Genomic DNA, 26,371 nt, shown 5'->3' with positions numbered 1-26,371 from the left:
TCACTCGTCATCGCCGGGCTTGACCCGGCGATCCATCGCGAAGGAGGTTTTCGGAAGAGGATGGATGCGCGGGTCAAGCCCGCGCATGACGACCTCATGTGGCAGAAGGCGCATCACTCCGCGGCCTCCGCCATGGCGCCATGTCCACCCAGATCCACCACCTTCAGCGTCGTGCGGATGCGCTGGGTGGTGCCGTCCTGGAAGCGGATGACGGTATCGACGGGGATGGCAGGCTTGCCGCCATAGATGCCGTCGATGATATCGGCGTACTTCTCGTTGATGACGCTGCGACGTACCTTGCGCGTACGTGTGAGCTCGCCGTCGTCGGCGTCGAGTTCCTTGTAAAGCAGGAGGAAGCGGGCGATGCGCTGCGCCGGCGGCAGGTGGGCGTTGACGGTCTCGACCTCCTTCTGCAACAGCGCGTAGACCTCGTTGCGCGAGGCGAGATCGGAGTAGGTGGTGAACGCGATGCGGTTCTTCTCCGCCCATTTCGAGATGATCGAGTAGCGGATGCAGATCATCGCGGCGAGATGCTCGCGGCCGGCGCCGAGCACGACGGCCTCGGCGATATACGGTGAGAACTTCAGCTTGTTCTCGATATATTGCGGCGAGAAGCGTTCGCCGCGCGCGGTCTCGGCGAGGTCCTTGATGCGGTCGATGACGACGAGCTGCTTCGCCTCGTTGAAATAGCCGGCGTCGCCCGAATGCATCCAGCCGTCCTTGACGTCGGCGGCCGAGGCTTCCGGGGCCTTGTAGTAGCCCAGGAACATGTTCGGATGGCGTACCAGGATCTCGCCGATCCCCTGGCTGTCGGGCTGGTCGATCTTGATCTCGATGTCCTCGGCCATCGGCACGCCCGTCGTGTCCGGATCGACCTTGTCGGCCGGGTGCAGCGTGTAGGCCCCGAGCAGCTCGGTCTGGCCGTAGAGCGTGCGCAAGGGCACGCCCATGGCGCGGAAGAACTTGAACGTGTCGGGCCCGAGCGCGGCGCCGCCGGTGGCGGCCGAGCGCAACCGGGTGAATCCGAGCCGGTCGCGCAGTGCCCGGAACAGCAGCATGTCGGCAAGGCTCGAATGCTGGCCCCTCTCCAGCGCGGCAAGGCCGGTCGACATGCCCAGATGATAGAGCCGCTGCTTCAGCGGCGAGGCGTCCATGACGGCGGCACGGACGTCGGCCGCGATCTGCTCCCACACCCTCGGTGCGAACAGCACGAAGGTCGGCGCGATCTCGCGGAAGTCGTTCATCATCGTATCGGGCTCTTCGACGAAGTTGACCTTCATCCGGCAGAGCAGACCTTTGCCGAGCACATAGACCTGTTCCATGATCCAGGGCAGCGGCAGCACCGAGACGTATTCGTCCTGCGGTCCCTTGGGGTCGAAGGCGAGATAGGTGGCGCAATGCTTGAGCACGCGCGCGGCCGAGAGCATCGCGAGCTTTGGATGCGAGGTCGTGCCCGAGGTGGTGCAGAGGATGGCGACGTCGTCGCCGACGGTTGCATCGACCATGCGGTCGTAGAGATCGGGCTCGCGCGCCGCCCGGTTGCGGCCGAGCTCGGCGAGCTTGTCCGCCGGCAGCAGCCTGGGATCGTCATATTTGCGCATGCCGCGCGGATCGGAATAGACGATGTGCTTGAGCGCCGGCACGCGCTCGGCGAGGTTGAGCAGCTTGTCGACCTGCTCCTCATCCTCAGCGAACACCAGTCGCGCCTCGCCGTAATTGAGCAGGTAGGCGGCCTCGTCGTCGAGCACGTCCCGATAGAGCCCGAGGCTCATGGCCCGGATCGCATGCGTCGCGACCTCCGCGGCAACCCAGTCCGGCCGGTTGTCGCCGATGATGCCGATCACGTCGTCCTTGCCGAGGCCGAGCTCCACCATGCCGAGCGCGAAATCGCGCACGCGCGCCTGGTAGTCGGCCCAGGTGAAGGTGCGCCACAGCCCGAGATTCTTCTCGCGCAGCGCGATCTCCGTCCCGTGCTCTTTCGCGTTCAGCCGTAGCAGCTTCGGATAGGTGTCGGCCTGCTTGACGCGACCCGCATAGTCCATCATGCCGCGTCCTCCGCGATGGACGGCGCCTCGTCGGGATCGACCAGCAGTTCGTCCTCCTCGCCGAGATAGGCACGCTTGACGTGAGGATCGGCGAGCACGGCGGCCGGGTCGCCCTCGGCAATCTTGCGGCCGAAATCGAGCACCATGACGCGATGGGAGATGTCCATGACCACGCCCATGTCGTGTTCGATCATCACGACCGTCATGCCGAATTCCTCGTTGAGGTCGACGATGTAGCGCGCCATGTCCTCCTTTTCCTCGAAGTTCATGCCGGCCATCGGCTCGTCGAGGAGGATCAGATGCGGCTCCAGCGCCATGGCGCGCGCCAGTTCGACGCGCTTGCGCAAACCGTAGGAGAGGGTGCCGGCGGGCGCCTTGCGCACCGACTGCAGGTCGAGAAAGTCGATGATCTGCTCGACCTTCTCGCGATGCTTCAGCTCCTCGCGCCGCGCGCCGGTGAGCCAATACAGAGAGCCGGTGAGGAAATTGTTCTTCAGCAGGTGATGGCGCCCGACCATGATATTGTCGAGCACGCTCATGTGGTGGAACAGCGCGAGGTTCTGGAAGGTGCGGCCGATGCCGATGTTGGCGCGCGCGCTCGGTGGCAGGCCGGTGATGTCGCGGCCGCGATGGAACAGGCGGCCCTCGGTCGGCTTGTAGCGGCCGGAGATGCAGTTGACGATCGAGGTCTTGCCGGCGCCGTTCGGGCCGATGATCGAGAACAACTCGCCCTCGCGCACGCCGAAGCTGACGTCGGTCAGGGCTCGCACCCCACCGAAACGCAGCGACACTCCGCGCGCTTCCAACGTATAGTCCAAGTCGTCCTCCCGAACTGTCTTCGGCGCTTGGCGCGCTCTTCAAGGCATCGTGTCGCGCGACGTTGAGTTCGTCGCATTGGGTGCAATCCTATCCCGGGCATCGGTTCCGCGCCATCCGACGAATGACGGGCCGCCCGGGCGGGCGCATTTTGCCGCATCTCGATGCGCCTCGTCGGTGTCCAGAGGCGCGAGTCGAAGACGGTGGTCCTCGATAGGGGAAAGCGCTATCAGGAATTGTCTTGCGCCTGACAATTCCCAGGCAATATTCACTGCAGGATTGTTGCGATGCAATATGGTCGCCGCGAGCTTCGACGAGACGAGATGCCGGCTTGATCTCTCCCGATACCCTTCTGCGCATCGCGCCCTGGTCCCGCCATCTGAAGCCCGAGGAAATCGACACGGCTGCGGCCGGCATCGTCGAGCGGTCGTTTGCGGCCAACGAGCACATCTTCCTTCGCGGCGACCAATTCGACTACTGGACCGGGATCGTCACCGGTCTCGCGCGGATGAGCACGGTGTCGCGCGGCGGCAAGGCGACGACATTCGCCGGCATGTCGGCGGGCGCCTGGTTCGGCGAGGGCAGCGTGCTGAAGAACGAGCTGCGCCGCTATGACGTCGTGGCGCTGCGCGATACGCGCGTCGCGCTGATGGAGCGGCCGACCTTCATGCGGCTGTTCGAGAACAGCGTCGGCTTCAACCGCTTCCTCGTCACCCAGCTCAACGAGCGGCTCGGCCAGTTCATTGGCCTCGTCGAGGTCGGCCGCACGCTGGATGCGACGGCGCGGCTCGCCCGCAGCATTGCCTCGCTGTTCAATCCGATCCTCTACCCGAATACGACCCGCCATCTGGAGATCACCCAGGAGGAGATCGGCGCGCTGTCGGGCCTGTCGCGGCAGAACGCCAATCAGTGTCTCAAGACGCTGGAGCGCGAGGGCCTGCTGCGGGTGGAGTATGGCGGGGTGACGGTGCTCGATCTCGACCGCCTGCGCTGCTACGGGGATTAGGTCCTGCTTCTCGTTGCGCCGATACGGGATTGATCCAACGCCTGTTTTCCGTCGAGCTTGACCGGCGGCTTCGGCTGTGGACTGCTCGCCGGGAACTTCGGCCCGAGGGGGCGCGACGGTGTTGGAGTGAGCATGGCGGGGAAGGACTGCAGCGGCCGCGTGGCGCTGATCACGGGCGTCACGGGCCAGGACGGCGCGTATCTGGCCGAATATCTGCTCGGTCTCGGCTACACGGTGCACGGGATCAAGCGGCGGTCATCGTCCTTCAATACCGCGCGGATCGACCATCTCTACCAGGATCCGCACGAAGGCAACGTGCCGTTCCTGCTGCACTACGGCGACATGACCGATTCCACCAACCTGATCCGGCTGGTGCAGCAGATCCGCCCCGACGAGATCTACAATCTCGCCGCCCAGAGCCACGTCGGCGTCAGCTTCGAGAGTCCGGAATACACCGCCAATGCCGACGCGCTCGGGGTTCTGCGCTTGTTGGAAGCCATTCGCATTCTCGGAATGGAGAAGCAGACGCGCTTCTACCAGGCCTCGACCTCGGAGTTGTACGGCCTGGTGCAGGAGATCCCGCAACGGGAGACCACGCCGTTCTATCCGCGCTCGCCCTATGGCTGCGCCAAGCTCTACGGCTACTGGATCACGGTGAACTATCGCGAGGCCTACGGGATGTTCGCCTGCAACGGCATCCTGTTCAACCACGAGAGCCCGATCCGTGGCGAGACCTTCGTGACCCGCAAGATCACCCGCGGCGTCGCCCGCATCGAAACCGGCCTGGAGGAGACGATCTATCTCGGCAATCTCGAGGCCAAACGCGACTGGGGCCATGCGCGCGACTATGTCGAGGGCATGCATCGCATCCTGCAGGCCGATACGCCCGACGATTTCGTGCTGGCGACCGGTGAGACCCATTCGGTGCGCGAACTGGTCGAACTCGCCTTCGCCGAGGTCGGTCGCCGCATCGAATGGCGCGGCAAGGGGGTCGAGGAGACCGGGATCGACGCCAAGTCCGGCAAGGCGGTGGTGCGGATCGACCCGACCTATTTCCGCCCGACCGAGGTCGACCTCTTGATCGGCGATTGCAGCAAGGCGCGCGACAAGCTCGGATGGAAACCAAGGACGAGCTTCGCTCAACTGGTCAAGGAGATGGTCGCCAGCGATCTGTGCGCCGCGCGGCGGGAGGCGAGCAGTGGCCACGCCGTTTGATCTCCGCGGCAAGCGTGTCTTCGTCGCCGGCCATCGCGGGATGGTCGGCAGCGCGCTGGTGCGGCGGTTGGCGAGCGAAGGCGTCGAGTTGCTGACGGTGCCGCGTAGCGAGGTCGATCTGCGCGACCAGGCGGCGGTGTTCGCATGGTTCGCGCGCGCCAGGCCGCAGGTCGTGTTCCTCGCTGCGGCGAAGGTCGGCGGCATCGTCGCCAACAACACGCTGCGCGCCGAGTTCATCTACGACAACATTGCCATTGCTGCCAATGTCATCCACGCCGCGCATGTGAACGGCGCCGAGAAGCTGATGTTTCTCGGTTCCTCCTGCATCTATCCGAAGCTTGCCGCGCAGCCACTGCGCGAGGACGCCATGCTGACCGGGCCGCTGGAGCCGACCAACGAGCCCTATGCGATCGCCAAGATCGCCGGCATCAAGATGGTCGAGGCCTATCGCAGCCAGTACGGCGCCGACTTCATCAACGTGATGCCGACCAATCTCTATGGTCCCGGCGACAACTACCATCCTGAATACAGCCACGTGGTCGCGGCGCTGATCCGCCGTTTCCACGAGGCCAGGCTCGCCGATGCGCCCGAGGTGGTCGTCTGGGGCACGGGAACGCCGCGGCGCGAATTCCTCTATGTCGACGACATGGCGGATGCCTGCGTGCACCTGATGAAGACCTATTCCGACGCCGGGCTGGTCAACATCGGCACCGGCGAGGACATCACGATTGCCGATTTCGCCCGTGTGGTCGCGGCGACGGTCGGCTATCAGGGACGGATCAGCTTCGACACCTCGCGGCCAGACGGCACGCCGCGCAAGCTGCTCGACGTGTCGCGCCTCGCCGCGCTCGGCTGGCGCGCGACGACGTCGCTGAAGGACGGCATCGCGCGCGCGTATCAAGCGTTCCTGCAGGAGAGGGGGCACGCGCAAGCGTAACCCTCCGCTGTCGTCCCGGCCTCGAGCCGTGACCCATAACCACCGGATGCTGTGAGACGCGCGGAATGTGCCGTTTGCCCATGTCAGACATCACGCGGTACGGGTCCCGGCGTTTGCCGGGACGACACCATTAGTTTGGTGAAGCGCGTGGCACTTTCACACCCAGCGCCGTGGCCATCGCCGAAATCAGCGGCTTCATGAAATAGGCCTCGCCCGCCGGCGTGATCGACGGCGCCAGCCCATGCGCAGCCAGCTCCTCCGTCACCACGGGCCCGACCGAGGCGATCTGCGTGCGTGCCAGCCCCTCGCGCAGGCGTGCCTCGACGCCGTGCGCCCTGGCCACGTCGAACAGCCGCCGCGGCTGGCCGGAGCTCGTCAGCGCGATCGCATCGACCTTGCCGGCGATCATCTCGTCGATCGCGGTGAGGATGTTCGCATCCGCCGCCTTGGCGTCATAGACGTAGGGCAGCACGGGATCGACCTCGGCGCCCGCGGCCTTGATGGCGCCGATCAGTGCCGAATGGTCCTTGTCGGGATAGAGCTGCAGGCCGAGCCGATGACCCTGGAGATCGTAGCGCGACAGCAGCTCAGCCACGCCTTCGGATGTCGGCTTCTCGGTCGTGACCTGCGGCTCGAGCCCGAGCTCGCGCAAAGCGCGACCCGGCTTCGGGCCACGGGTGAACTTGCGTGTTTTGCCGAGCGCGGCGATGAACTCCGCTTGGAGGCCGATCCGGCGCACCACGGTCATCAGCCGCCGCAGGCCTTCGCCGGTCATCAGCACCACGTCATCGAACGGCCGCTCGATGCAGCGGCGGATCCAGGCCTCGATCGGCACCGGGTCCGGCGCATCCTCGATCGTGAACATCGGACATTGCAGCACGTCGGCGCCCTGCTCGGCGAGCAGTCGCGAGAACTGCGCCTCCTCGCGGGTTTCCAGGATCAGGATGCGGTTGCCGGTCAGCCTGTCAGCCATGGCGATGCTCGAAGTTTGAGAGTTGATGTTTTGTTCATCCTGCCCCCGCGCCGGGCGTTGGCGCAAGCGCGCGGAGGGTGGTAGAGCAGGGCCCGAACGGGCGCCAAGCCTGCCGCATCATTCACCCCTTCGTCATCCGCCCGGTAACGTCACGCCATGTCCGACCACCAGTATGTTCTGACCCTGTCCTGCCCGGATCGTCCCGGCATCGTCTCGGCCGTCTCCACCTTCCTCGCCCACAATGGCCAGAACATTCTCGATGCCCAGCAGTTCGGCGACTTCGAGACGGGTCACTTCTTCATGCGGGTGGTGTTCACGGCCGCCGATCTCGCCGTCAACCTGCCGGCGCTGCAGACCGGCTTCGCCGCGATCGCCGAGCGCTTTGCGATGGACTGGCAGATGCGCGACCGCGCCGGGCAGCGCCGGGTGATGCTGCTGGTGTCGAAGTTCGACCATTGTCTGGTCGACATCCTCTATCGCTGGCGCACCCGCGACCTCGCGATGATTCCGACCGCCATCGTCTCCAACCATCCGCGCGAGACCTATGCCGGGCTCGATTTCGGCGACATCCCGTTCCACCACATGCCGGTGACCAAGGACACCAAGCGCGACCAGGAACAGGCGATCCTGAAGCTGGTCGATGAGACGAAGACCGATCTCGTCGTGCTGGCGCGCTATATGCAGATCCTGTCTGACGAGATGTCCGCCAGCCTGTCGGGCCGCTGCATCAACATCCATCATTCGTTCCTGCCGGGCTTCAAGGGCGCCAAACCCTACCACCAGGCCTATGAGCGCGGCGTCAAGCTGATCGGTGCGACCGCCCATTACGTCACCCGCGATCTCGACGAGGGCCCGATCATCGACCAGGACGTCGAGCGCATCAGCCATCGCGACACCCCCGACGATCTCGTGCGCAAGGGCCGCGACATCGAGCGGCGCGTGTTGGCACGGGCGATCCGCTATCACCTGGAGGACCGTGTCATCCTCAACGGCCGCAAGACCGTCGTCTTCATGGATTGATGTCGTCACCGCTTGTCAGCGGCCGGGGACGGTCGCCTGCGCGTTGGCATTGGACTGCGTCTCCTTGTCGCGTTCGGCGGCCGGCATCTGCCGCTGCCGCTCGCGCTCCTGCATGAACCGGTCGTATTCGGCGGTGCCCGGCCGGGGTGGCGCGTCGGCCGGCAGACCGCCGGCCCATTGCGGCATCAGATCGCCCATCCCCGCGCCGACCTTCTCATTGATCGACGAGCAGCCGGAAAGGATCGGCCCGGCCATGGCGAGAAGCATCATCGCGGCCGGAAACAGTCTGGTCCGGTGGGGGTGTCTGGCCGGCATTGATGGGTGACCTTTCGTGCTGCGGGCGACCCGCGGCCTGGACCCTAACGACTTGCCATCAATTGGCAAAATTTGGCCGTTCGATGATTTGGGTATTAATATACCAATCACGGATTGGTGGTCCGTTGCGGAAACCTACCGTTCACGAAGCCTCCCATGATCGCCATTGACAACGGGGTCCCGAGTCCGCAGCGATGCGCCCGCGGTATCGTGAACGAGATCGCACGGTTAAGACAACAATGGCCGGGGGCTGCGGTCCTGATCCGACCAGGGAGGTAGTTTCAATGTTCGTGCGAAGCAAGACACTGACGCTCGCCAGTGCGGCTCTTGCCGCGGCTGCGCTCGCGTCGGGTGCGGCGCGGGCCGAAGACGTATTCAAGATCGGCCTGATCGTGCCGATGACCGGCGGCCAGGCGTCGACCGGCAAGCAGATCGACAACGCGATCAAGCTGTACATGCAGCAGAACGGCGACACCGTCGCCGGCAAGAAGATCCAGGTCATCCTCAAGGACGACGCGGCGCTGCCCGACAATACCAAGCGTCTGGCGCAGGAACTGATCGTCAACGACAAGGTCAACGTGATCGCCGGCTTTGGCGTGACGCCGGCGGCCTTCGCCGCCGCGCCGCTCGCCACCCAGGGCAAGATCCCGGAAGTCGTCATGGCGGCCGGCACCTCCATCATCACCGAGAAGTCGCCCTACATCGTCCGTACCAGCTTCACGCTGCCGCAGTCCTCCACCATCATCGGCGACTGGGCGGTCAAGAACGGCATCAAGAAGGTCGCCACGCTGACCTCGGACTACGCGCCCGGCAACGACGCGCTGGCCTCGTTCAAGGAGCATTTCACCGCTGGCGGTGGCGAGATCGTCGAGGAAATCAAGGTTCCGCTGGCGAACCCCGACTTCGCTCCCTTCCTGCAGCGCATGAAGGACGCCAAGCCGGACGCCATGTTCGTGTTCGTGCCGGCCGGCCAGGGCGGCAACTTCATGAAACAATATGCCGAGCGCGGCCTCGACAAGAGCGGCATCAAGGTGATCGGACCGGGTGACGTCACCGACGACGACCTGCTCAACGACATGGGCGACGCCGTGCTCGGCGCCGTCACCGCGCACATCTATTCGGCGGCGCATCCGTCGGCGAAGAACAAGGAGTTCGTCGCGGCCTACAAGAAGGCGTTCAACAGCCGTCCAGGCTTCATGGCGGTCGGCGGCTACGACGGCATCCATCTGATCTACGAGGCGCTGAAGAAGACCGGTGGCAAGACCGACGGCGATTCCCTGATTGCTGCGATGAAGGGCATGGCCTGGGAGAGCCCGCGCGGTCCCATCTCGATCGATCCGGAGACGCGCGACATCGTTCAGAACGTCTACATCCGCAAGGTCGAGAAGGTCGACGGCGAGCTCTACAACGTCGAATTCCAGACCTTCGACGCCGTCAAGGATCCGGGCAAGGCCAAGAAGTGACGCGATAGGCGTCATCGAGGGACGCGCGGCACGACAGGTGCCGCTCCCTCTCCCGCTTGCGGGGGAGGGCTGGGGTGGGGGCGCCCCGCGGCGCGCTGGTCGTGTGCAGAGAGTTCCCCCACCCGGATCGCATCTTCGATGCGATCCGACCTCCCCCGCACGCGGGGGAGGCGCAGACCGAGCGAAGCGTGACATGTGTGCCCTTCCCTGGAAGGGATAGGACCGGGGACCGACGTACACTTCAATGACCGCCATCCTCACCAACCTGTTCGACGGCGTCGCCTACGGCATGCTGCTGTTCGTGCTGGCCTGCGGGCTCGCCGTGACGCTCGGCCTGATGAACTTCGTCAACCTCGCCCATGGCGCCTTCGCCATGGCCGGCGGCTATGTCTGCGCCGTGCTCGTCAACCGGATGGGATGGCCGTTCTTCGCGGCGCTGCCGCTGGCCTTCGTCGCGAGCGCCATGATCGGCGCGCTGCTGGAGCGGGCGCTCTATCAGCATCTCTATGCGCGCAGCCATCTCGACCAGGTGCTGTTCTCGATCGGGCTCGTCTTCATGACGGTGGCCGCGGTCGACTACATCATGGGCTCCTCGCGAATCTTCATCAATCTGCCCGACGTGCTGCAGGGCCAGTTCGACGTCTTCGGCGTCGGCATCGGCCGCTATCGGCTGATGATCATCGTGATCTGCGGGCTGCTCACGGTGGGGCTGCAGCTGGTGCTCTCCAAGACCCGGTTCGGCAGCCGACTGCGCGCCGCCGTCGATGATCCCCGCGCGGCGAGCGGCCTCGGCATCAACGTGCCGCAGGTGTTCGCCTTCACCTTCGCGTTCGGCTGCGGGCTCGCTGGCCTGGGCGGCGCGCTCAGCGCCGAGATCCTCGGCCTCGATCCGTACTTCCCGCTGAAGTTCATGATCTACTTCCTGATCGTGGTCACCGTGGGCGGCTCGTCCTCGATCACCGGGCCGTTCCTGGCCTCGCTGCTGCTCGGCATCGGCGACGTCGCCGGCAAATACTACGTGCCGAAGCTCGGCCCCTTCGTCATCTACACCATCATGATCGTGATCCTGATCTGGCGTCCGAACGGCCTGTTCGGTCGCACGGCGACGCGGTGAGGATCGCATGACCACGAACGCACAAACCGAGGTCGGATTTCACGCCAGGCAGCATGGCCGCTGGCACTGGAGCGAGTTCGCCTTCTGGATCGTCGTGCTGGCGGTCGGACTGGCGTTTCCCTCGCGCTACCTGATCATGACCGAGATCCTGCGGCTGGCGCTGTTCGCGCTCTCGCTCGACCTGATCCTCGGCTATGCCGGCATCGTCTCGCTCGGCCACGCCGCCTTCTTCGGCGTCGGGGCCTATTGCGCGGGCCTGCTCTCGGTGCACGGCATCATCAACGAGCCGGTGCTGGCGCTGATCGTGGCCGGCCTCGCCGCCACCGTGCTTGGCTTCGCCACCAGCTTCCTGGTCATCCGCGGCGTCGACCTGACGCGGCTGATGGTGACGCTCGGCATCGCGCTGTTGATGGAGGCGCTGGCGGAGCGCTTCTCCAACATCACCGGCGGTACCGACGGTCTCCAGGGCATCGACATCCAGCCGATCTTCGGCGTGTTCGCCTTCGACATGTTCGGCAGGACCGGCTTCTTCTATTCGCTTGCGGTGCTGTTCGTGCTGTTCCTGTTGGCGCGGACCATCGTCCACTCGCCGTTCGGCCTGTCGCTGCGCGCGATCAAGAACAATCCTTTGCGCGCCGCCGCCGTCGGCATTCCCGTCAACAAGCGCCTGATCGCGATCTACACCGTCGCGGCGTTCTATGCCGGCATTGCGGGGGCACTGTTCACCCAGACCACGGCGCTCGCCTCGCTCGACGTGTTCGCGTTCGAGCGCTCTGCTGATCTGGTGCTGATGCTGGTCATCGGCGGCTCCGGCTATCTCTATGGCGGGCTGATCGGCGCCGCCGTGTTCCGGATGTTGCAGGAACTGTTCCAGTGGATCACGCCGCAGTACTGGATGTTCTGGATCGGCCTGGTGCTGGTCGTCATCGTGCTGGTCGGCCGCCACCGCATCCACGCCTATGCGCTGTGGTTGCCCAACCTCGTCCTGCGCCAGATCGCCGGCCGCAAGGCCGCGGTGGCCCTCACCGATAACGAGGCGCCATGACCTACGCATTGGAAACCCGCGGCCTCGACAAGCATTTCGGCGGCCTTCACGTCACCCGCGATCTGTCGCTGCAGATCGCGCCCGGCGCGCGCCACGCGCTGATCGGTCCGAACGGCGCCGGCAAGACCACGGTCATCAATCAGCTCACCGGCGTGCTGGAGCCGAGCGCCGGCCGCATCCTGCTCGAAGGCCAGGACATCACCGATCTGCCGGTGCACAAGCGCGTGCTGCGCGGCCTGTCGCGCACCTTCCAGATCAACCAGCTGTATCCCGACCTGACGCCGTTGGAGACCATCGGGCTTGCGGTCTCCGAGCGGCTCGGCGGCGGCGGCAATTGGTGGCGGCGCATGGGCACGCGCGACGACATCAATGCCGAGATCGCCGAGACGCTCGAGCGCTTCCGGCTGCTCGACGTGATGAACGACCGTACCTCGACCTTGCCCTATGGCAAGCAGCGCCTGCTGGAGATCGCGGTCGCGATCGCCGCGCGCCCGCGCGTGCTGCTGCTCGACGAGCCCGCCGCCGGCGTGCCCGAGGGCGAGCGCAAGGACATCCTCGCCGCGGTCGCCGCGCTGCCGCGCGACGTCACGGTGCTGCTGATCGAGCACGACATGGACCTCGTCTTCTCCTTCGCCGACCGCATCTCGGTCCTGGTCTCCGGCGCTCTGCTGGTCGAAGGCACGCCCGACGAGGTCGCGCGTGATCCGCAGGTCAAGGCGGTCTATCTCGGCGAGGCTGCGTGATGACCGATCTGCTCGCGATTGAAAATCTTCGCGCCGGCTACGGCCAGGCGGTCGTGCTGCCGAACATGTCGCTCAAGCTGCCCGAGGGCCAGGTGCTGGCGCTGCTCGGCCGCAATGGCACTGGCAAGACCACGTTGATCAACTCCATCGTCGGCGTCACCCGCCGCTTCTCCGGCAAGCTCGCGCTCGCCGGCACCGACATCACGGCTCTTCGCGCCGACCAGCGCGCCCGCGCCGGCATCGGCTGGGTGCCGCAGGAGCGCAACATCTTCCGCTCGCTCACGGTGGAGGAGAACATGACGGCGGTGGCGCAGCCGGGACCCTGGACGATCGAGCGCGTCTACCAGATGTTTCCGCGGCTCAAGGAGCGACGCAACAATTTCGGCAATCAGCTCTCCGGCGGCGAGCAGCAGATGCTGGCGATCGGCCGCGCGCTCACCCTGAATCCCAAGGTGCTGCTGCTCGACGAGCCGACCGAGGGCCTCGCGCCGATCATCGTCGAGGAGCTGCTGGCCGCGATCGGCACCATCAGTCGCGCCGGCGGCCTGTGCTCCGTGATCGTCGAGCAGCACGCGCAGAAGCTGCTCGCGCTGGCTGACCGCGTCGTCATCCTGGAGCGTGGCACCATCGTGCATGACGCGCCGTCGAGCGCCTTGAAGGCCGATCCGGCGCCATTGGAGCGGCACCTCGGCGTCGCGAGCGCGGCGGCGCATTGACCTGATCGTCGGGCTTGAACGCTACGGGGCGAAGCGTCATCCTTGGTTGCAGGGACGGTGTGGCTCGCGCAGTCAGCGTGAAGGCCCTGCCGGAAGATCCGGCGGTATGGTGCGGCCGCCGTGGACACCGGTATGCAGGATCCGGTCGTTACAGCAGGAAGGCTGGCCAGCGCCGTTGTCGCGATGGCACTTCACCTGGAGGCGGATTTGATGGGTTCACCTCAGGATGCCCCATTGAACGAGGTCAGGGTAGGTCAGCCCATTGCACGGGCCATGGATTGCGCCATGCCCCTCCACGATCTCTCCTCGATAGAATTGTATACCGACCGGATACGGGGTAGGGGATGGACCCAGTCCATCACGCTTTGCCCAGGTAACCAGCCAGGACAGATCGCAGCCGGTCCAACAACCCTATCCAACGAATCGACGCCTTCCAAGGAGTGAGCACATGCAACGCACCAAGCCCCCATTCCGCGCCGACGAAGTCGGCAGCCTCTTGCGGCCGCAGAAGATCAAGGAAGCCCGCGCCAAGCTCGAGAAGGGCGAGATCTCGGCCGACGATCTCCGAAAGATCGAGGACATGGAGATTGAGAAGGTCGTGCATCGCCAGGCCTCGACCGGCCTCAAGCTCGCCACCGACGGAGAGTTCCGTCGCTCCTGGTGGCACTTCGACTTTCTCGCCAAGCTGACCGGATGCGAGCTGTTTCACCCGAACACCGGCATCCAGTTCACCGGCGTGCAGACCCGTCATGACGCGGTGCGCGTGATCGGCAAGCTCGACTTCCCGGATAGTCATCCGATGCTCGACCACTTCCGCTTCCTCAAGAAGCACGCCGACACCGCGCATGTCACGGCGAAGATGACGATCCCGTCACCGGCGGTGCTGCACTTCCGTGGCGGCCGCAAGTCGATCTCCAAGGACGTCTATCCCGATCTCGACGCCTTCTACGAGGATCTCGGCAAGACCTATCGCAAGGCCGTGAAGGCCTTCTACGACGCCGGCTGCCGCTACCTGCAGTTCGACGATACGGTCTGGGCTTATCTGTGCTCGCAGGACGAGCTCAAGAAGGCGCGCGAGCGCGGCGACAATCCCGACGGTCTGCAGCAGATCTATTCGCGCATCATCAACTACGCGATCGCCGAGCGGCCCGCGGACATGACGATCACCACGCATGTCTGCCGCGGCAATTTCCGTTCGACCTGGATTTCCTCGGGCGGCTACGAGCCGGTCGCCGAGACCATGCTCGCCAATACCAATTACGACGGCTATTTCCTGGAGTATGACAGCGAGCGCGCCGGCGGCTTCGAGCCGCTGCGCTTCCTGCCCAAGGGCAACAAGGTCGTCGTCGTCGGTCTCGTGACCTCGAAGGTCGGCGAGCTGGAGAAGAAGGACGACATCAAGCGCCGCCTGGAAGAGGCCTCGAAGTTCGCCCCGCTCGACCAGCTCGCGCTGTCGCCGCAATGCGGCTTCGCCTCGACCGAGGAAGGCAACATCCTCTCCGAGGAAGAGCAGTGGGCCAAGCTGCGCCTCTGCGTCGAGCTTGCCGAGGAGATCTGGGGGAAGTAAGCGCGCCGTGAACACTGCACGCCTCGACATGGGGCGTGCTGATCAGTGATGCGGAAGCGGGGCCGGAGCAATCCGCTCCGCTTCTTTTTTGCGCAGCAGCGCGCGGCGGATCAGCCGCTGTGCCGGGGCCTCGAACCCGGAATAGGTGAGATACGCCGCGGTCAGGGTCAGCCCCATGAAGCCGACCCAGAACGAGGGGCTGCCGTAGGGGATCGCTCGTCCAAGCGCGCCGAAAGCCAGCGCGATCGTGAGCTGGATCGGGAAGTGCAACAGGTAGCACGAATAAGTCATGTTGCCGGCGGCCTGCAGCAGGACTTCGGTGCGCCGCGGCAGCGTGATGGGCGTCGCGCAGACGAACAAGAGGATGGGTGTATAAACGAGCAGGAGCGCTGCGGAGCGCTCGGCAAGCTCAACGCCGGAGAGCCAGAGGGCCGGCGGAATTGTAACGACGGCGCACGCGGCGAACGCTTCCAGCCGCGCGCGGTACGGGGCATCGGCGACGCTCTGCCGCACCATGGCGGCCAGTCCGCCGGCATAGAAGAACACGAAACACTTGCCGACCAGTGTCCCGCTCGCGATGCCGGCCAGGATCATCGCCAGGTTCAACAGCGGTGATGTGGTGACGAAACGCAGCGCCAGGAAGAAGGCCGCATAGACCAGAACCTCGATCGAGACCGACCAGATCGGGCCGTTGAAGCTGACCCCGGTCGGCGGCAGCCAGTCGCTCGCCATGAAAAGCTGGGTGACGAAATGAGCGAGATCGTTGCTCTGGTAGACGAAGAAGACGCCGTGCTGCGCGGCATAGAGGGCCTGCAGCCCCGCGACCAGCAGCAGCGTTGCGAGATGCAGCGGATAGAGCCGCGACACCCGGTTGACGAAGAAGGTCCAGCCATCGACCGTGCCATCCGGGATGATCGCGCTGTACTTCCAGAAGAAGATGAAGCCCGAGATGCACCAGAAGATCACCACGCCGTATTCGCCGAGCTCATAGAACGGAAACAGGACATTGTAGAACGGCAGCTCGCTGCGGACGAGATCGACAGGGGCATCGGCGATGTAGGCGAAGTGCGGGTAGTGCCACAGCAGCACCGAGATCGTGGCGAGGAAACGCAGCAGCTCCAGTCCGAGCAGCTTGTGAGTCCCAGGCGATGTCGATGTGTGAAGCGGGGCCATGCGGTGATCGTTAACCGTCTCGACGGGATGTGCGCCCCCATCCTAGCCGGCGCGAAGTGAAGGATTGTTTTCGCAGCCTGCGGGATCAGCGGCAGGCGAGCTCGGTTCCCTGCAGGATCGCCTGGTCCCAGGACCGATAGCCCATGGCATTCAGGTGGATGCCTTCGAGCGTGAACGGCGATTCCATCGGCGGCAGGGGCAGGAAGGTCGCGCCGGTGCGCCTCGCGAGGTCCGGCAGCATGGCGCGATAGCCGGTGATGTTCGCCATGGCGGCCTTCTCCATGGCCGGCGTGAATGGCCCGCGCGCCTCGACGGAGGGAAACTCGGTGACGAAGATGCGCGTGGTGAGGTTTGATAGCTCGCGCAGCAGGGCCTCGTAGCGCCCGGCGAAGGCCTCGCCGGAGTCGGACTTGGCGGTCAGCGCATCGTTCACGCCGAGGGAGACGATGATCGCGAACGGCCGTTTCGGGCCGAGTGCGGGCTTGAGCCAGCCGGCCAGGTCGCTGCGCGTCCCGGCGCCGGCGAGACCGGCGTTGACGATCGGATGTCCGCAGGCGCTGGCCGGCAGCGTCGCCGCCTCGACGATGCTGTCGCCGAGCACGACGATCGGGTCATCGGAGCGCGCCATCAGGTTGTAGTGGACGATGAGCTGGCGAACCGTGCGGTTGTCGCTGCCCGACGGCGTCGCGGAGCGGCGCGCCAGCACGAACGTCGCGGCTGCTGCGGCAATCACCGCAAACAGCACGAATCCCAGCCGCGCCTGCGTCTTTGCTGCCATATGGACGATCGATGCCTTGATGCGACCCGACCGTAGTCTGAATTCGCAAACGGAGCTCTAATTCGCCCGCGTCCAGGTCGAGGAACGGCAGATGACGCCGCCAAAGGCGCAACCGGCGGTCGTCAGGGTGCCGCCGGTGAGCGTCATCTTGGCATCATAGGTCTTGCCGTCATCGGGATTGCTGTAGCTGCCGGCCCAGGCATTGGGGCCGGTCGGCTTCATCCCGGAGAACAGCCGCTGTCCGACCTTGGCGGGAGTGTCGGTGCCTTCCTTGATCCAGACCAGCGTGCCGCAGACGGCGCCGCCGCAGGGCGCGAATTTGACCTTGGAGGCGCCGCTTTCGCGCAGCCAGACGCCGGTGACATCGTCGGCGAGCGCCGGGCCTGCGGCCAGCACGACTGACAGACCAAGTCCAACAACGAAACGACCGATCATGCGAGCCTCCCTGATCCTTCGAGACGAGCTTGTTGCCGGCGGATCGTGTCGGCGATTGGGCGGGCCGACGGCGATACGCTTCGTCTCCATTGTGCGGCAGCATATCAGGATTCGGGCATGCTGCACCTGACTCCCCGAGGGCCGTGACGGTCGGGCTGGAGCAGCGCCTGCCCAGCCGCAGGTCTATCTCGCCGCCAGATAGACCTCACCGAGCAGCGAGGAGTTCGACCACGGCACCTGCTTGTTCTTGGTGCCGGCCACGACCTCGGCGCGAACGCGCGTCAGCATCTGCTGCACCTCGAGACCGGGCGTGCCGATGTGGCGGGTCAGCGCCGCCGAGAACGGGCTGTTGTCGCCGTCGCCGTCGAGCGCGACCTTGCCCGGCGCCGTCGCGAACGCGATCAGCGTGCCGGCCCCGGACGTTGCGCCGGTACCGAGCGAGGTTGGTGCGGCGAGCCCGCTGGCGCTGAGACCCCGGCCGGGGCCGGCGCCTGCCGTCTCCGGCGGGGCGAACGGATTGTTGCGGCAGGCATCGAGGATCAGGATGTTGGTGCGGACCTGGTCGTCGAGCCCGGCCAGGATCTGGTCCATGTCGACCATCGCCGTGACCACGTCGCTGCCTGCAGACGGCGCAATGTCGGTGGGGACGAGATAGTTGCGGCCGTCGATCTGCACGCCGTGGCCGGCATAGAACACCACGGCGACCTGCGCCCGCGCCGCCTCGCGCAGGAAGTCGCGCGTCTTCGCCTGCATCGCCGCGCGGTCGAGATCGAGGCCCTCCGTCACCGTGAAGCCGATGTCGCGCAGGCTCCTGGCGATGGCTCGCGCGTCGCGCGGCGGATTGGGCAGCGGCTGCACGTGCGTGTAGGCGCCGTTGCCGATGACCAGCGCCATGCGCTGCCCGGTCGGCACCGCTGCGGCCGAGGAGGGGGCCGGGGATTCCGGCCGCTGCTGGGGGCGCGCCGCCGGCTCCGACAGCAGCGACAGCCGCACCCTGGCGGTGGCCTGGCTGGCCTTGCTGCCGGCATCGGATGCGGTGGGCTTCAGCGCCGCGGCGTAATCCGCCTTGGCCGCATCGAACTCGCCCTTGGCCTCATAGGCCAGCGCGCGATGCACGTGGGCTGAGATGACGACGCTGCCCGGCGGTGTCATCACGTTGGCCGGCGGATTCTGCGCCAGCCGGACCGCCTCGGAGGCGTCGGCAACGGCGCGGTCGAGATGGCCCTTGGCGCGCCAGATCACGCTGCGGTTGATCAGCGGCGAGGCCAGCGCCGGATCGAGCCGGATCGCCTCGTTGATGTCGCCGAGCGCGCCGTCGAGGTCGCCGGTCGCTTCCTTGGAGATGCCGCGATTCTGCCAGGACAGCGCGGATTTCGGCGTCAGCCTGATCGCCTGGTCATAGTCGGCAATCGCCCTGGCGTAGTCGCCGGTGCCGCGATAGGCGTTGCCGCGGTTGTGGAAGAGCGTGCCGCTCGGCGCGCCGATCTTGATGGCGTCGTTGAAGTCGGCGATCGCGATCTCGTACTCGCCCTTGTCGTAATAGGCCGAGCCGCGCAGATTGTAGATCGCCTGCGCCGGCTGCAGCCGCAGCGCCTCGGTGGCATCGGCGATGACGTGGGTGTAGTCGCCCTTCTTGTTCCAGCCGACCGCGCGCCAGAAATAGATCGTGGCGAGCTGGCTGCCGGAGAACACCTTCAGCGCGATGATCTTGGTGCAGGCGGCGATCATCTGGTCGGCCGGCGTCGTCTCGGTGGTACAGAGGGGGCCAAGCTGGGACTTCGACTGGGCGAGGCCGGGAGACGCCCAGAGGGCAGCCAGCAGCGGTATCAGCAGCAGGAGGGAGCGGCGCATCGGCACGGACCGTGGGGGACGAGAGGCGGGAACCTATCCGGTTTGTTGCGTCCGGAAGGTTCCGGGTTCAGGCTCTTTCCAATGGTGGGCAGATGGTGCTAGGAGGTTGGGCCAAGGGCGCGTTGCCCACTCCTGTTTCCCACCCGTCGAGCCGAATGAAGAACGACCAGCTGCTCGCCCAGATCACGGAGTTCTGCCGCCAGTCGGACATGGCGGAATCGACGTTCGGCCGGCGCGCCGTGAACGACGGCAAGCTCGTGCAGCGGCTGCGCGAGGGCAAGCGCATCACCATCGACACGCTGGATCGCATCCAGGCCTATATCGCGGCCTCGACTGGCACGCTGCCGCCGCCGCGGCTCGACGTCGTGCCCGAAAAGCGCGATCCCAAGAGCAATTTCCGCTTCTTCGAGAACCGTCAGAAATACCTGCTGTTCGTGCACACCTGCAGCGAGAAGCGGGTGGTGGCCGAGCGCGTCGGTCTCGAACTCGCCAGCATCCATCCGCGGCCGCCGGCGCTGCGGCTGTTCGACGCCGGCGTCGGCGACGGCACCGTGCTGTCGAAGGTCCTGCGCACCATGCACGGCCGTTTTCCACACATTCCGTTCTATGTGGCCGGCAAGGAGCTGAGCCTCGAGGATGTCAGGCTGACACTGGAGAAGGTCCCGGACCGGCTGTTCGAGCATCCGGCCAGCGTGTTCGTGTTCACCAACATGAACTATGCCGAGGCGCCCTGGCTGACGCCGGCGTCGCCTTCGGTAGCCGCCTCGATGATCTGGCACGAGGTCGTGCTGCAGGGCGATTCGTCCGGGGATTTCGAGGCCCAGATCACGGCGCTGAAGCCGTTTCTGGAGCAGAACTGGCGCGCCAACGTCTCCCCGCGCACCGGCATGCCGGTCTATGAGCGGCCGATCGCCTTGGTGCTGTATCGCGAGGATCACCGCTTCCTGCTCGACGGCATCATCCCGCGGGCCGGTCGGGTCGAGGCCAATTTCGACCTGATCATCGCCTCGCAGCCCTACCGGGCCCGGTCCTCGGTCAATTTCCGCGCCAAGCGCATCATCGCACCGCTGGCGCGGGCGCTGAAGCCGGGCGGCCGGCTGATCGGAATCCACTCCCACGGCCAGGATCCGGGCCTGGACATCATCCAGGCGGTCTGGCCGGGAGAAAATCCTTTCTCGGTCAGCCGCCATGAGCTATTGCGCGCCGTGAAATACGAGCTCGGCTCCAGTGGGCGGGACTTAAATTTTAACGCCTATGCGGACAATCGCTCGATTTTCAGGTATGAGATGGAGGCTCTGCCCAACGAGGTCACCGGTGCGATCGGAACCTCGACGGCCTTTGCAGCCTGGAACGCGGCGGTGTATGTCGCGCAGATCGAGGAAGACCGCCTGACCGAGGTGGCCCACTCGTCCCGCGCGCTCGACGCCGCCAGAGAGGTTCTGCGAAAGCACAACGGGCTGTGGTTCTACGATGAATCCTACGTCATCTCGCGGCGTCGCGACTGACATTCCTTAGGGATCAATACAAACGACCGCCGTGGGCGGCGAAGAAGGGGTTGCTTGATGCGCGCGTCATATCTGTTCACCTCGGAGTCGGTGTCCGAAGGCCACCCGGACAAGGTCTGCGACCGTATTTCCGACGAGATCGTCGACCTGTTCTACCGTGAAGGGCCGAAGGCCGGCATCGACCCCTGGCAGATCCGCGCCGCCTGCGAGACGCTCGCCACCACCAACAAGGTCGTGATCGCCGGTGAGACCCGCGGCCCGGCTTCGGTCACCAACGAGCACATCGAGCACGTCGTCCGCGAGGCCATCAAGGACATCGGCTACGAGCAGGAAGGTTTTCACTGGAAGACCTGCGATATCGAGATCCTGCTGCATCCGCAGTCGGCCGACATCGCCCAGGGCGTCGACGCGCTGCAGCCCGGCGAAGTCAAGGAAGAGGGCGCCGGCGACCAGGGCATCATGTTCGGTTACGCGACCAATGAAACGCCGGATTTGATGCCGGCGCCGATCTTCTATGCCCACAAGATCCTGCGGCTGATCTCGGAAGCCCGCCACGCCGGTGTCGAGAAGGTGCTCGGTCCGGATTCCAAGAGCCAGGTCACCGTGCAGTATGAGAACGGCAAGCCGGTCGGCGTGCGCGAGATCGTGGTGTCGCACCAGCATCTGGTCGAGGACATGACTTCGGCGCAGGTCCGCAAGCGCGTCGAGCCCTATGTGCGCAAGGCGCTGCCGGAAGGCTGGATCACGCCGAAGACGATCTGGCACATCAACCCGACCGGCAAGTTCTACATCGGCGGTCCCGATGGCGACGCTGGTCTGACCGGCCGCAAGATCATCGTCGATACCTATGGCGGTGCTGCCCCGCATGGCGGCGGCGCGTTCTCCGGCAAGGATCCGACCAAGGTCGACCGCTCCGCCGCCTATGCCGCGCGCTACGTCGCAAAGAACATCGTCGCCGCTGGTCTCGCCGACCGCTGCACCCTGCAGCTCGCCTATGCGATCGGCGTGGCGCGGCCGCTGTCGATCTATATCGACACCCACGGCACCGGCAAGGTGCCGGAGGAGGTGCTCGAGAAGGCGGCCGCTCAGGCGATGGACCTGACCCCGCGCGGCATTCGCACCCACCTCGACCTCAATCGCCCGATCTATGCGCGCACCTCGTCCTACGGCCATTTCGGCCGTACGCCGGACAATGAGGGCGGCTTCTCCTGGGAGAAGACCGACCTCGTCGAGGCGCTCAAGCGTGCGGTGTAGCTCTTAGTGCCGTCATTCCGGGGCCGCGCGACAGCGCTGAACCCGGAATCTCGAAGTGATGGATTCCGGGTTCGCGCTGACGCGCGCCCGGAATGACGCCTTTTACAGACAGGAACCCCACATGACCGCCAAGCCAGGTTTCAACGACTACATCGTCAAGGACATTTCGCTCGCCGAGTTCGGACGCAAGGAGATCTCGCTCGCTGAGACCGAGATGCCCGGCCTGATGGCGACGCGCGAGGAGTATGGCCCGAAGCAGCCGCTGAAGGGCGCGCGCATCGCAGGCTCGCTGCACATGACCATCCAGACCGCGGTGCTGATCGAGACGCTGAAGGCGCTCGGCGCCGACATCCGCTGGGTCTCCTGCAACATCTATTCGACCCAGGACCACGCGGCGGCCGCGATCGCCGCCGCCGGAATTCCGGTGTTCGCCGTCAAGGGCGAGACGCTTGTCGACTATTGGGACTACACCGCCAAGCTGTTCGACTGGCACGGCGGCGGCCATCCCAACATGATCCTCGATGACGGTGGCGACGCCACCATGTATGTCCATCTCGGCCTGCGCGCCGAGAACGGCGACACCGCGTTCCTCGACAAGCCGGCGTCCGAGGAAGAGGAGGTGTTCTTCGCGCTGCTGAAGAAGCAGCTCAAGGAGAAGCCGAAGGGCTACTTCGCCGAAATCGCCAAGTCGATCAAGGGCGTCTCGGAAGAGACCACCACGGGCGTGCACCGCCTGTACGACATGCAGAAGGCCGGCACGCTGCTGTGGCCCGCGATCAACGTCAACGACAGCGTCACCAAGTCGAAGTTCGACAACCTCTATGGCTGTCGTGAGTCGCTGGTCGACGGCATCCGCCGCGGCACCGACGTGATGATGTCGGGCAAGGTCGCGATGGTCGCCGGCTTCGGCGACGTCGGCAAGGGCTCGGCCGCCTCGCTGCGCCAGGCCGGCTGCCGCGTCATGGTGTCCGAGATCGACCCGATCTGCGCGCTGCAGGCGGCAATGGAGGGCTATGAGGTGGTGACGATGGAGGACGCCGCGCCGCGCGCCGACATCTTCGTGACCGCCACCGGCAACAAGGACATCATCACCATCGAGCACATGCGCGCGATGAAGGATCGCGCCATCGTCTGCAACATCGGCCACTTCGACAACGAGATCCAGGTCGCCTCGCTGAAGAACCTGAAGTGGACCAACATCAAGCCGCAGGTCGACGAGATCACCTTCCCTGACGGCAAGCGCATGATCCTGCTGTCCGAAGGCCGCCTCGTGAACCTCGGCAATGCGATGGGCCACCCGTCCTTCGTGATGTCGGCGTCCTTCACCAACCAGACCTTGGCCCAGATCGAGCTCTACGCCAACAACAAGGACGGCAAGTACAAGAAGGAAGTCTACGTGCTGCCGAAGTCGCTGGACGAGAAGGTGGCGATGCTGCATCTCGCCAAGATCGGCGTGAATCTCACCAAGCTGCGCCCCGACCAGGCCTCCTACATCGGCGTCAAGCCGGAAGGCCCGTTCAAGTCGGACCACTACCGCTACTGATATCCGGCGCACCGCGCGGCTGACATGGCGAAGGCCGGGGCATTGCCCCGGCCTTTTGCTTGCTTCGGCGTAGTTGTGAGTTGAATCTGCGCCTGCCTCCGATCGGCATTGCGAGCCACCTTGTCCCCGCAGGTGCGCGGCCCGATGACAAGCTCCGCGAAGCAATCCAGAGTCGTGGACGGGACTCTGGATTGCTTCGTCGCTTTGCTCCTCGCAATGACGGAGATCGCGGCGCGCTCTATGAAATCAGCGGAACGCCGCGACCTGCGGTGAACGTGACAATCAGCTCGTTCGCCGCGAGGCCAGCGCCGACGCGCGGATCGCCTTCGTACGCTTCGCCGCATGATGCTCAGGCCGTGCCGCGATCCGCTTGTGCTTCTTCGTCTCCGCCGCTGCCACCTTCACGGCCGGCGCGCGATGCTTGGCATATTCCTCGCCGTCGACCGGGCCGACATGCGGCGGGTCGTGATCGAGATAGGGCCGGCCGATGCCGAACGTCTTGCCGTTGGCATCGACCCATTTCCACAGCGCCTCGGTCGCCACCCAGCGCTGTGCGCGCGTCGCGCCGTTGACGCTGACGATGTCGGCCGCGAGTCCGTGGCCGTAGCCGCCGCGCAGGCTGCCGCCGTGATAGGAGCGGTTGCTGGCGGCCTTCAGGCCGCTCGCGATCTCCTGCCGGTAGTCGTCGCGGAAGCCGCTGGTGATGCCGGGCGCGAGCCCTGCGGCCTCGGCGGCATGCAAAGTGTGAAACAGCTTCAGCTTGAAGCCGCGGTCCATGCCGCCGATCACATACTCCATCATGCTGCGGCCGATGCGCTCGGCCGCCTTCGGATCCTTCCAGGTGAAGTCGTTGTCGACGAGCTTGGTGAAGCTGCGCGTCACCTTCACCATGCGTCCCTTGCGCTTGACCGTGACGACGCGGCGCTCGGTCTCGCGGATCTTGTCGAGCTTCGGTGCGCGCTCGTACAGCGCCCACAGATAGCGGTCGATGCAGGCATCGATGTCGGGGCACTCGTCGAGGATCTCGATGCGGTCGGCGCTGGCGACAGTGGGCCGGGGCGGTTCGGTCGCCGCGCCGGGCGCGGCCTGTTCGTCCGCCGGCAGGACAGCCGATGGAGTGATCGACGCGGTCGTCAGCGCAGTCTCGGCTGCGGTCGGCTGCGGCGACGTCGCGATCGGCTCCGCGGCGACGGGCGGCGTCGCTGCCTCGATCTCGGCGGCGGCCGCGGGCCATGCCGCCGCACAAGCTACCAGGACAACGGACCGACACAACGCACGCGCCAAAAGCTGCTGCGAGCTCATCATCCGGCCTCCCCAAAATCCGAGCCCCTGCTGGTGAGGGGCGGTCAGGCATCCGATACCTGCGATTGTTCGGCGCAAGACGGCCCGGCGCAATAACGCATCTCCGCGCCCGCGCAGCTTTTGCGAGAACTGTGGCCTGCGTGCAACGCTCGTGAGTTCCGTGTGTGGCGCGATTCGCCGCGAACGATCGTTCGGCGATGACAGATGCTGGAGACCGCAGGGCCTCTGGCTGACGCTCGGTTGCCACCGCCAGCCGCGCCGCGTACTCTCTTGAAACTGGTTCGTGGAGCTGACGTCATGAGCACCATCGAGATCATCGTCGGCGGCACGAGGTTGATCCGGGACTACGCGCCCGAGGACTCGATCTGGTCGCTGCCCGAGGAAAAGCGCGAACGCAAGGCGCTGGCCGATGCGCAGCGCGATCTCGCCGTGGGGGCCGACCGTCTGGCGCAGACGCCCTACGCCGTGCGCGGCTGAGCCGCCCGGTCAGCGCGAGCCGCGCCGCAGCAGCTTGCGCCCCGTCAGCATGGCGCGGGCGAGATTCTCGCGCTGCAGGCGGCTCACCAGCACGACGCCGGCGACATGCAGCACCACCAGCGGGATCAGGAGATATGACGTCACCTCGTGGGTGTCCTCGACCCACCAGATGCCGAAGAAGCGCACGGTCACCTGCATCGCGCCGGTCATCGCGGAGACGATGAGCAGAAGCAGCAGTGCGAGCTGCATCGCCGTGCCCGCGGGATTCAGCCCGAGATAGCGCCCGGTCTTGCCGCGCCGCAGATTCCACAGGTAGGCCGGCGTCGCGCGCAGCCGGAGCTTGAGACTGCGGAAGCGCGAATGGCGCGTACCGATGATGCCCCAGATCAGGCGAAAGGCGAGCAAGCCGAGGATCGCGTAGCCCGCGATCCGGTGCAGGCCGTCATGGACGTTCGGCGTCACCCAGGCGATGAGCACCAGCACGACCAGCATCCAGTGCCACAGCCGCAGCGGCAGGTCCCAGACCTGCACGGTGTCGGCGGTGTCCTTGCGTTTCAGGCTGGCTCGGGGGGCTGTGCCGTGCATGGCTCTCACGTCACGTCGTCCAGCACGCTGGGCGACGCTTGCGCCAACTACTTGGCGATCGTGTGCTTCAGGCTGATATCCTCCGGGCTGTAGAACAGCTCATGGAGCTTGCCGCCCTTGACGCCGTAGACCTCGTAGCAGGAGCCTTCGACCTTCGAGCGGCGCACCTCGTAGCCCGCTTCCTTGGCCTTGGCTTCCGCCTCGGCGGCCGGCTTCCACTGGGCCTTGTCGAGCTTGGTGCAGTCCTTGTAGCCGTCGGCCAGAGCCGGCGAGATGGCGAAGCCGGCGAGTGCGGCACCGATCACGGCCGCGATGGTCAGTCTCATCAATCCCTCCAATGAGAAGATTCAAATACGATGCATCGTGGGATCAGTGGAGACGGCAACCGCCCCGATGTGTCAACGGAGCGGCGGCTGGAATCGCTCTTAGAGCTTTTCCAAGTTCGTGAGAGCGGCGATTTTGGCCGAGAATCGCAGACGGCGTGATGCGCGAC

General features: G+C 65.6%; 25 protein-coding genes. 14 read left to right on the top strand and 11 right to left on the bottom strand.

What is annotated here, in order from left to right:
* Positions 1-113 precede the first annotated feature (113 nt).
* Both ACQR13_RS22640 and ACQR13_RS22635 read right to left on the bottom strand, forming a co-directional pair.
* On the bottom strand, positions 114-2,045 hold the full coding sequence (locus ACQR13_RS22640; protein ID WP_434863257.1) for a long-chain fatty acid--CoA ligase: 1,932 nt from the start codon (positions 2,043-2,045) through the stop codon (positions 114-116).
* A complete protein-coding gene (locus ACQR13_RS22635) occupies positions 2,042-2,863 on the bottom strand; it encodes an ABC transporter ATP-binding protein (RefSeq protein ID WP_315712912.1) in 822 nt (273 codons plus the stop codon). Before ACQR13_RS22635 ends, ACQR13_RS22640 begins: the two co-directional genes overlap by 4 nt.
* A gap of 329 nt (positions 2,864-3,192) precedes the next feature.
* Between ACQR13_RS22635 and ACQR13_RS22630 the strand changes: the two genes are divergently transcribed.
* The 3 genes from ACQR13_RS22630 to fcl all read left to right on the top strand — a co-directional run bounded on the left by ACQR13_RS22630 (position 3,193) and on the right by fcl (position 6,019).
* Positions 3,193-3,867: a Crp/Fnr family transcriptional regulator gene (locus ACQR13_RS22630; RefSeq protein WP_315753574.1), complete on the top strand. Its 675-nt coding sequence runs from the start codon at positions 3,193-3,195 to the stop codon at positions 3,865-3,867.
* 132 nt (positions 3,868-3,999) lie between these two features.
* Positions 4,000-5,082 (top strand): GDP-mannose 4,6-dehydratase, encoded by a 1,083-nt coding sequence (gmd, locus tag ACQR13_RS22625; RefSeq protein WP_315825111.1) that lies wholly within the window; start codon positions 4,000-4,002, stop codon positions 5,080-5,082.
* Positions 5,066-6,019 carry a GDP-L-fucose synthase gene (fcl, locus tag ACQR13_RS22620; protein ID WP_434863256.1) on the top strand — a complete coding sequence of 318 codons (954 nt, stop codon included), beginning with the start codon at positions 5,066-5,068 and terminating at the stop codon, positions 6,017-6,019. Before gmd ends, fcl begins: the two co-directional genes overlap by 17 nt.
* Positions 6,020-6,149: 130 nt before the next feature.
* On the opposite strand, the gene ACQR13_RS22615 is transcribed toward fcl, so the two are convergent.
* On the bottom strand, positions 6,150-6,992 hold the full coding sequence (locus ACQR13_RS22615) for a uroporphyrinogen-III synthase (protein ID WP_315753580.1): 843 nt from the start codon (positions 6,990-6,992) through the stop codon (positions 6,150-6,152).
* A gap of 156 nt (positions 6,993-7,148) precedes the next feature.
* Here ACQR13_RS22615 and purU point away from each other — a divergent pair, with 156 nt between their 5' ends.
* Complete coding sequence (purU, locus tag ACQR13_RS22610) at positions 7,149-8,012, top strand: formyltetrahydrofolate deformylase (protein ID WP_316201822.1); 864 nt, start codon at positions 7,149-7,151, stop codon at positions 8,010-8,012.
* 15 nt (positions 8,013-8,027) lie between these two features.
* Here purU and ACQR13_RS22605 read toward each other — a convergent pair whose 3' ends face one another.
* Entirely contained in the window at positions 8,028-8,327 is a 300-nt protein-coding gene (locus tag ACQR13_RS22605; RefSeq protein WP_434863255.1) for a hypothetical protein, read from the bottom strand.
* Positions 8,328-8,611: 284 nt separating this feature from the next.
* On the opposite strand from ACQR13_RS22605, the gene ACQR13_RS22600 reads away from it, so the two are divergent.
* From ACQR13_RS22600 to ACQR13_RS22575, 6 genes are all read left to right on the top strand, one after another.
* Positions 8,612-9,790, top strand: coding sequence for an ABC transporter substrate-binding protein (locus tag ACQR13_RS22600; RefSeq protein WP_315768767.1), 1,179 nt, complete (start codon positions 8,612-8,614; stop codon positions 9,788-9,790).
* 244 nt (positions 9,791-10,034) lie between these two features.
* Positions 10,035-10,904 (top strand): branched-chain amino acid ABC transporter permease, encoded by an 870-nt coding sequence (locus tag ACQR13_RS22595; RefSeq protein WP_315825108.1) that lies wholly within the window; start codon positions 10,035-10,037, stop codon positions 10,902-10,904.
* A gap of 7 nt (positions 10,905-10,911) precedes the next feature.
* A complete protein-coding gene (locus tag ACQR13_RS22590; RefSeq protein WP_315768766.1) occupies positions 10,912-11,949 on the top strand; it encodes a branched-chain amino acid ABC transporter permease in 1,038 nt (345 codons plus the stop codon).
* Positions 11,946-12,692 carry an ABC transporter ATP-binding protein gene (locus tag ACQR13_RS22585; RefSeq protein ID WP_315712902.1) on the top strand — a complete coding sequence of 249 codons (747 nt, stop codon included), beginning with the start codon at positions 11,946-11,948 and terminating at the stop codon, positions 12,690-12,692. Before ACQR13_RS22590 ends, ACQR13_RS22585 begins: the two co-directional genes overlap by 4 nt.
* Complete coding sequence (locus tag ACQR13_RS22580; protein ID WP_315712901.1) at positions 12,692-13,408, top strand: ABC transporter ATP-binding protein; 717 nt, start codon at positions 12,692-12,694, stop codon at positions 13,406-13,408. The genes ACQR13_RS22585 and ACQR13_RS22580 overlap by 1 nt, the downstream gene beginning before the upstream one ends.
* 448 nt (positions 13,409-13,856) lie before the next feature.
* Positions 13,857-14,975 carry a cobalamin-independent methionine synthase II family protein gene (locus ACQR13_RS22575; protein WP_434843980.1) on the top strand — a complete coding sequence of 373 codons (1,119 nt, stop codon included), beginning with the start codon at positions 13,857-13,859 and terminating at the stop codon, positions 14,973-14,975.
* Between the two features lie 42 nt (positions 14,976-15,017).
* Here ACQR13_RS22575 and ACQR13_RS22570 read toward each other — a convergent pair whose 3' ends face one another.
* From ACQR13_RS22570 to ACQR13_RS22555, 4 genes are all read right to left on the bottom strand, one after another.
* On the bottom strand, positions 15,018-16,148 hold the full coding sequence (locus tag ACQR13_RS22570) for an acyltransferase family protein (protein ID WP_316187624.1): 1,131 nt from the start codon (positions 16,146-16,148) through the stop codon (positions 15,018-15,020).
* 85 nt (positions 16,149-16,233) lie between these two features.
* Positions 16,234-16,926, bottom strand: a complete 693-nt coding sequence (locus tag ACQR13_RS22565) for an SGNH/GDSL hydrolase family protein (protein WP_434863254.1) — start codon at positions 16,924-16,926, stop codon at positions 16,234-16,236.
* A 57-nt stretch (positions 16,927-16,983) separates the two neighbouring features.
* The gene (locus ACQR13_RS22560; RefSeq protein ID WP_315712895.1) at positions 16,984-17,361 is read right to left on the bottom strand and encodes a DUF2147 domain-containing protein; all 378 of its coding nucleotides are present in this window, start codon (positions 17,359-17,361) and stop codon (positions 16,984-16,986) included.
* A 183-nt stretch (positions 17,362-17,544) separates the two neighbouring features.
* Positions 17,545-19,212 carry a caspase family protein gene (locus tag ACQR13_RS22555; RefSeq protein WP_434863253.1) on the bottom strand — a complete coding sequence of 556 codons (1,668 nt, stop codon included), beginning with the start codon at positions 19,210-19,212 and terminating at the stop codon, positions 17,545-17,547.
* 155 nt (positions 19,213-19,367) lie between these two features.
* Here ACQR13_RS22555 and ACQR13_RS22550 point away from each other — a divergent pair, with 155 nt between their 5' ends.
* From ACQR13_RS22550 to ahcY, 3 genes are all read left to right on the top strand, one after another.
* Positions 19,368-20,717: a hypothetical protein gene (locus ACQR13_RS22550; protein WP_315712892.1), complete on the top strand. Its 1,350-nt coding sequence runs from the start codon at positions 19,368-19,370 to the stop codon at positions 20,715-20,717.
* 57 nt (positions 20,718-20,774) lie between these two features.
* On the top strand, positions 20,775-21,971 hold the full coding sequence (metK, locus tag ACQR13_RS22545; RefSeq protein ID WP_434863252.1) for a methionine adenosyltransferase: 1,197 nt from the start codon (positions 20,775-20,777) through the stop codon (positions 21,969-21,971).
* 121 nt (positions 21,972-22,092) lie between these two features.
* Complete coding sequence (gene ahcY, locus ACQR13_RS22540; protein ID WP_315712889.1) at positions 22,093-23,514, top strand: adenosylhomocysteinase; 1,422 nt, start codon at positions 22,093-22,095, stop codon at positions 23,512-23,514.
* A gap of 282 nt (positions 23,515-23,796) precedes the next feature.
* Here the strand turns inward: ahcY and ACQR13_RS22535 are convergent, their stop codons facing one another.
* On the bottom strand, positions 23,797-24,819 hold the full coding sequence (locus tag ACQR13_RS22535) for a hypothetical protein (RefSeq protein WP_315712887.1): 1,023 nt from the start codon (positions 24,817-24,819) through the stop codon (positions 23,797-23,799).
* A 294-nt stretch (positions 24,820-25,113) separates the two neighbouring features.
* Between ACQR13_RS22535 and ACQR13_RS22530 the strand changes: the two genes are divergently transcribed.
* Positions 25,114-25,293 carry a hypothetical protein gene (locus ACQR13_RS22530; RefSeq protein ID WP_315753598.1) on the top strand — a complete coding sequence of 60 codons (180 nt, stop codon included), beginning with the start codon at positions 25,114-25,116 and terminating at the stop codon, positions 25,291-25,293.
* A 9-nt stretch (positions 25,294-25,302) separates the two neighbouring features.
* Here the strand turns inward: ACQR13_RS22530 and ACQR13_RS22525 are convergent, their stop codons facing one another.
* Positions 25,303-25,878, bottom strand: coding sequence for a cytochrome b/b6 domain-containing protein (locus ACQR13_RS22525; protein ID WP_315753600.1), 576 nt, complete (start codon positions 25,876-25,878; stop codon positions 25,303-25,305).
* Between the two features lie 47 nt (positions 25,879-25,925).
* Positions 25,926-26,204, bottom strand: a complete 279-nt coding sequence (locus ACQR13_RS22520; protein ID WP_315753602.1) for a PepSY domain-containing protein — start codon at positions 26,202-26,204, stop codon at positions 25,926-25,928.
* Between the last annotated feature and the right edge of the window lie 167 nt (positions 26,205-26,371).

Origin of the sequence: Bradyrhizobium sp. HKCCYLRH3059 (genome assembly GCF_051168035.1) — a bacterium.
GTDB lineage: Bacteria > Pseudomonadota > Alphaproteobacteria > Rhizobiales > Xanthobacteraceae > Bradyrhizobium.
Note: the sequence above shows the minus strand (reverse complement) of the source record. Positions and strands in the feature narration are given on the sequence as shown.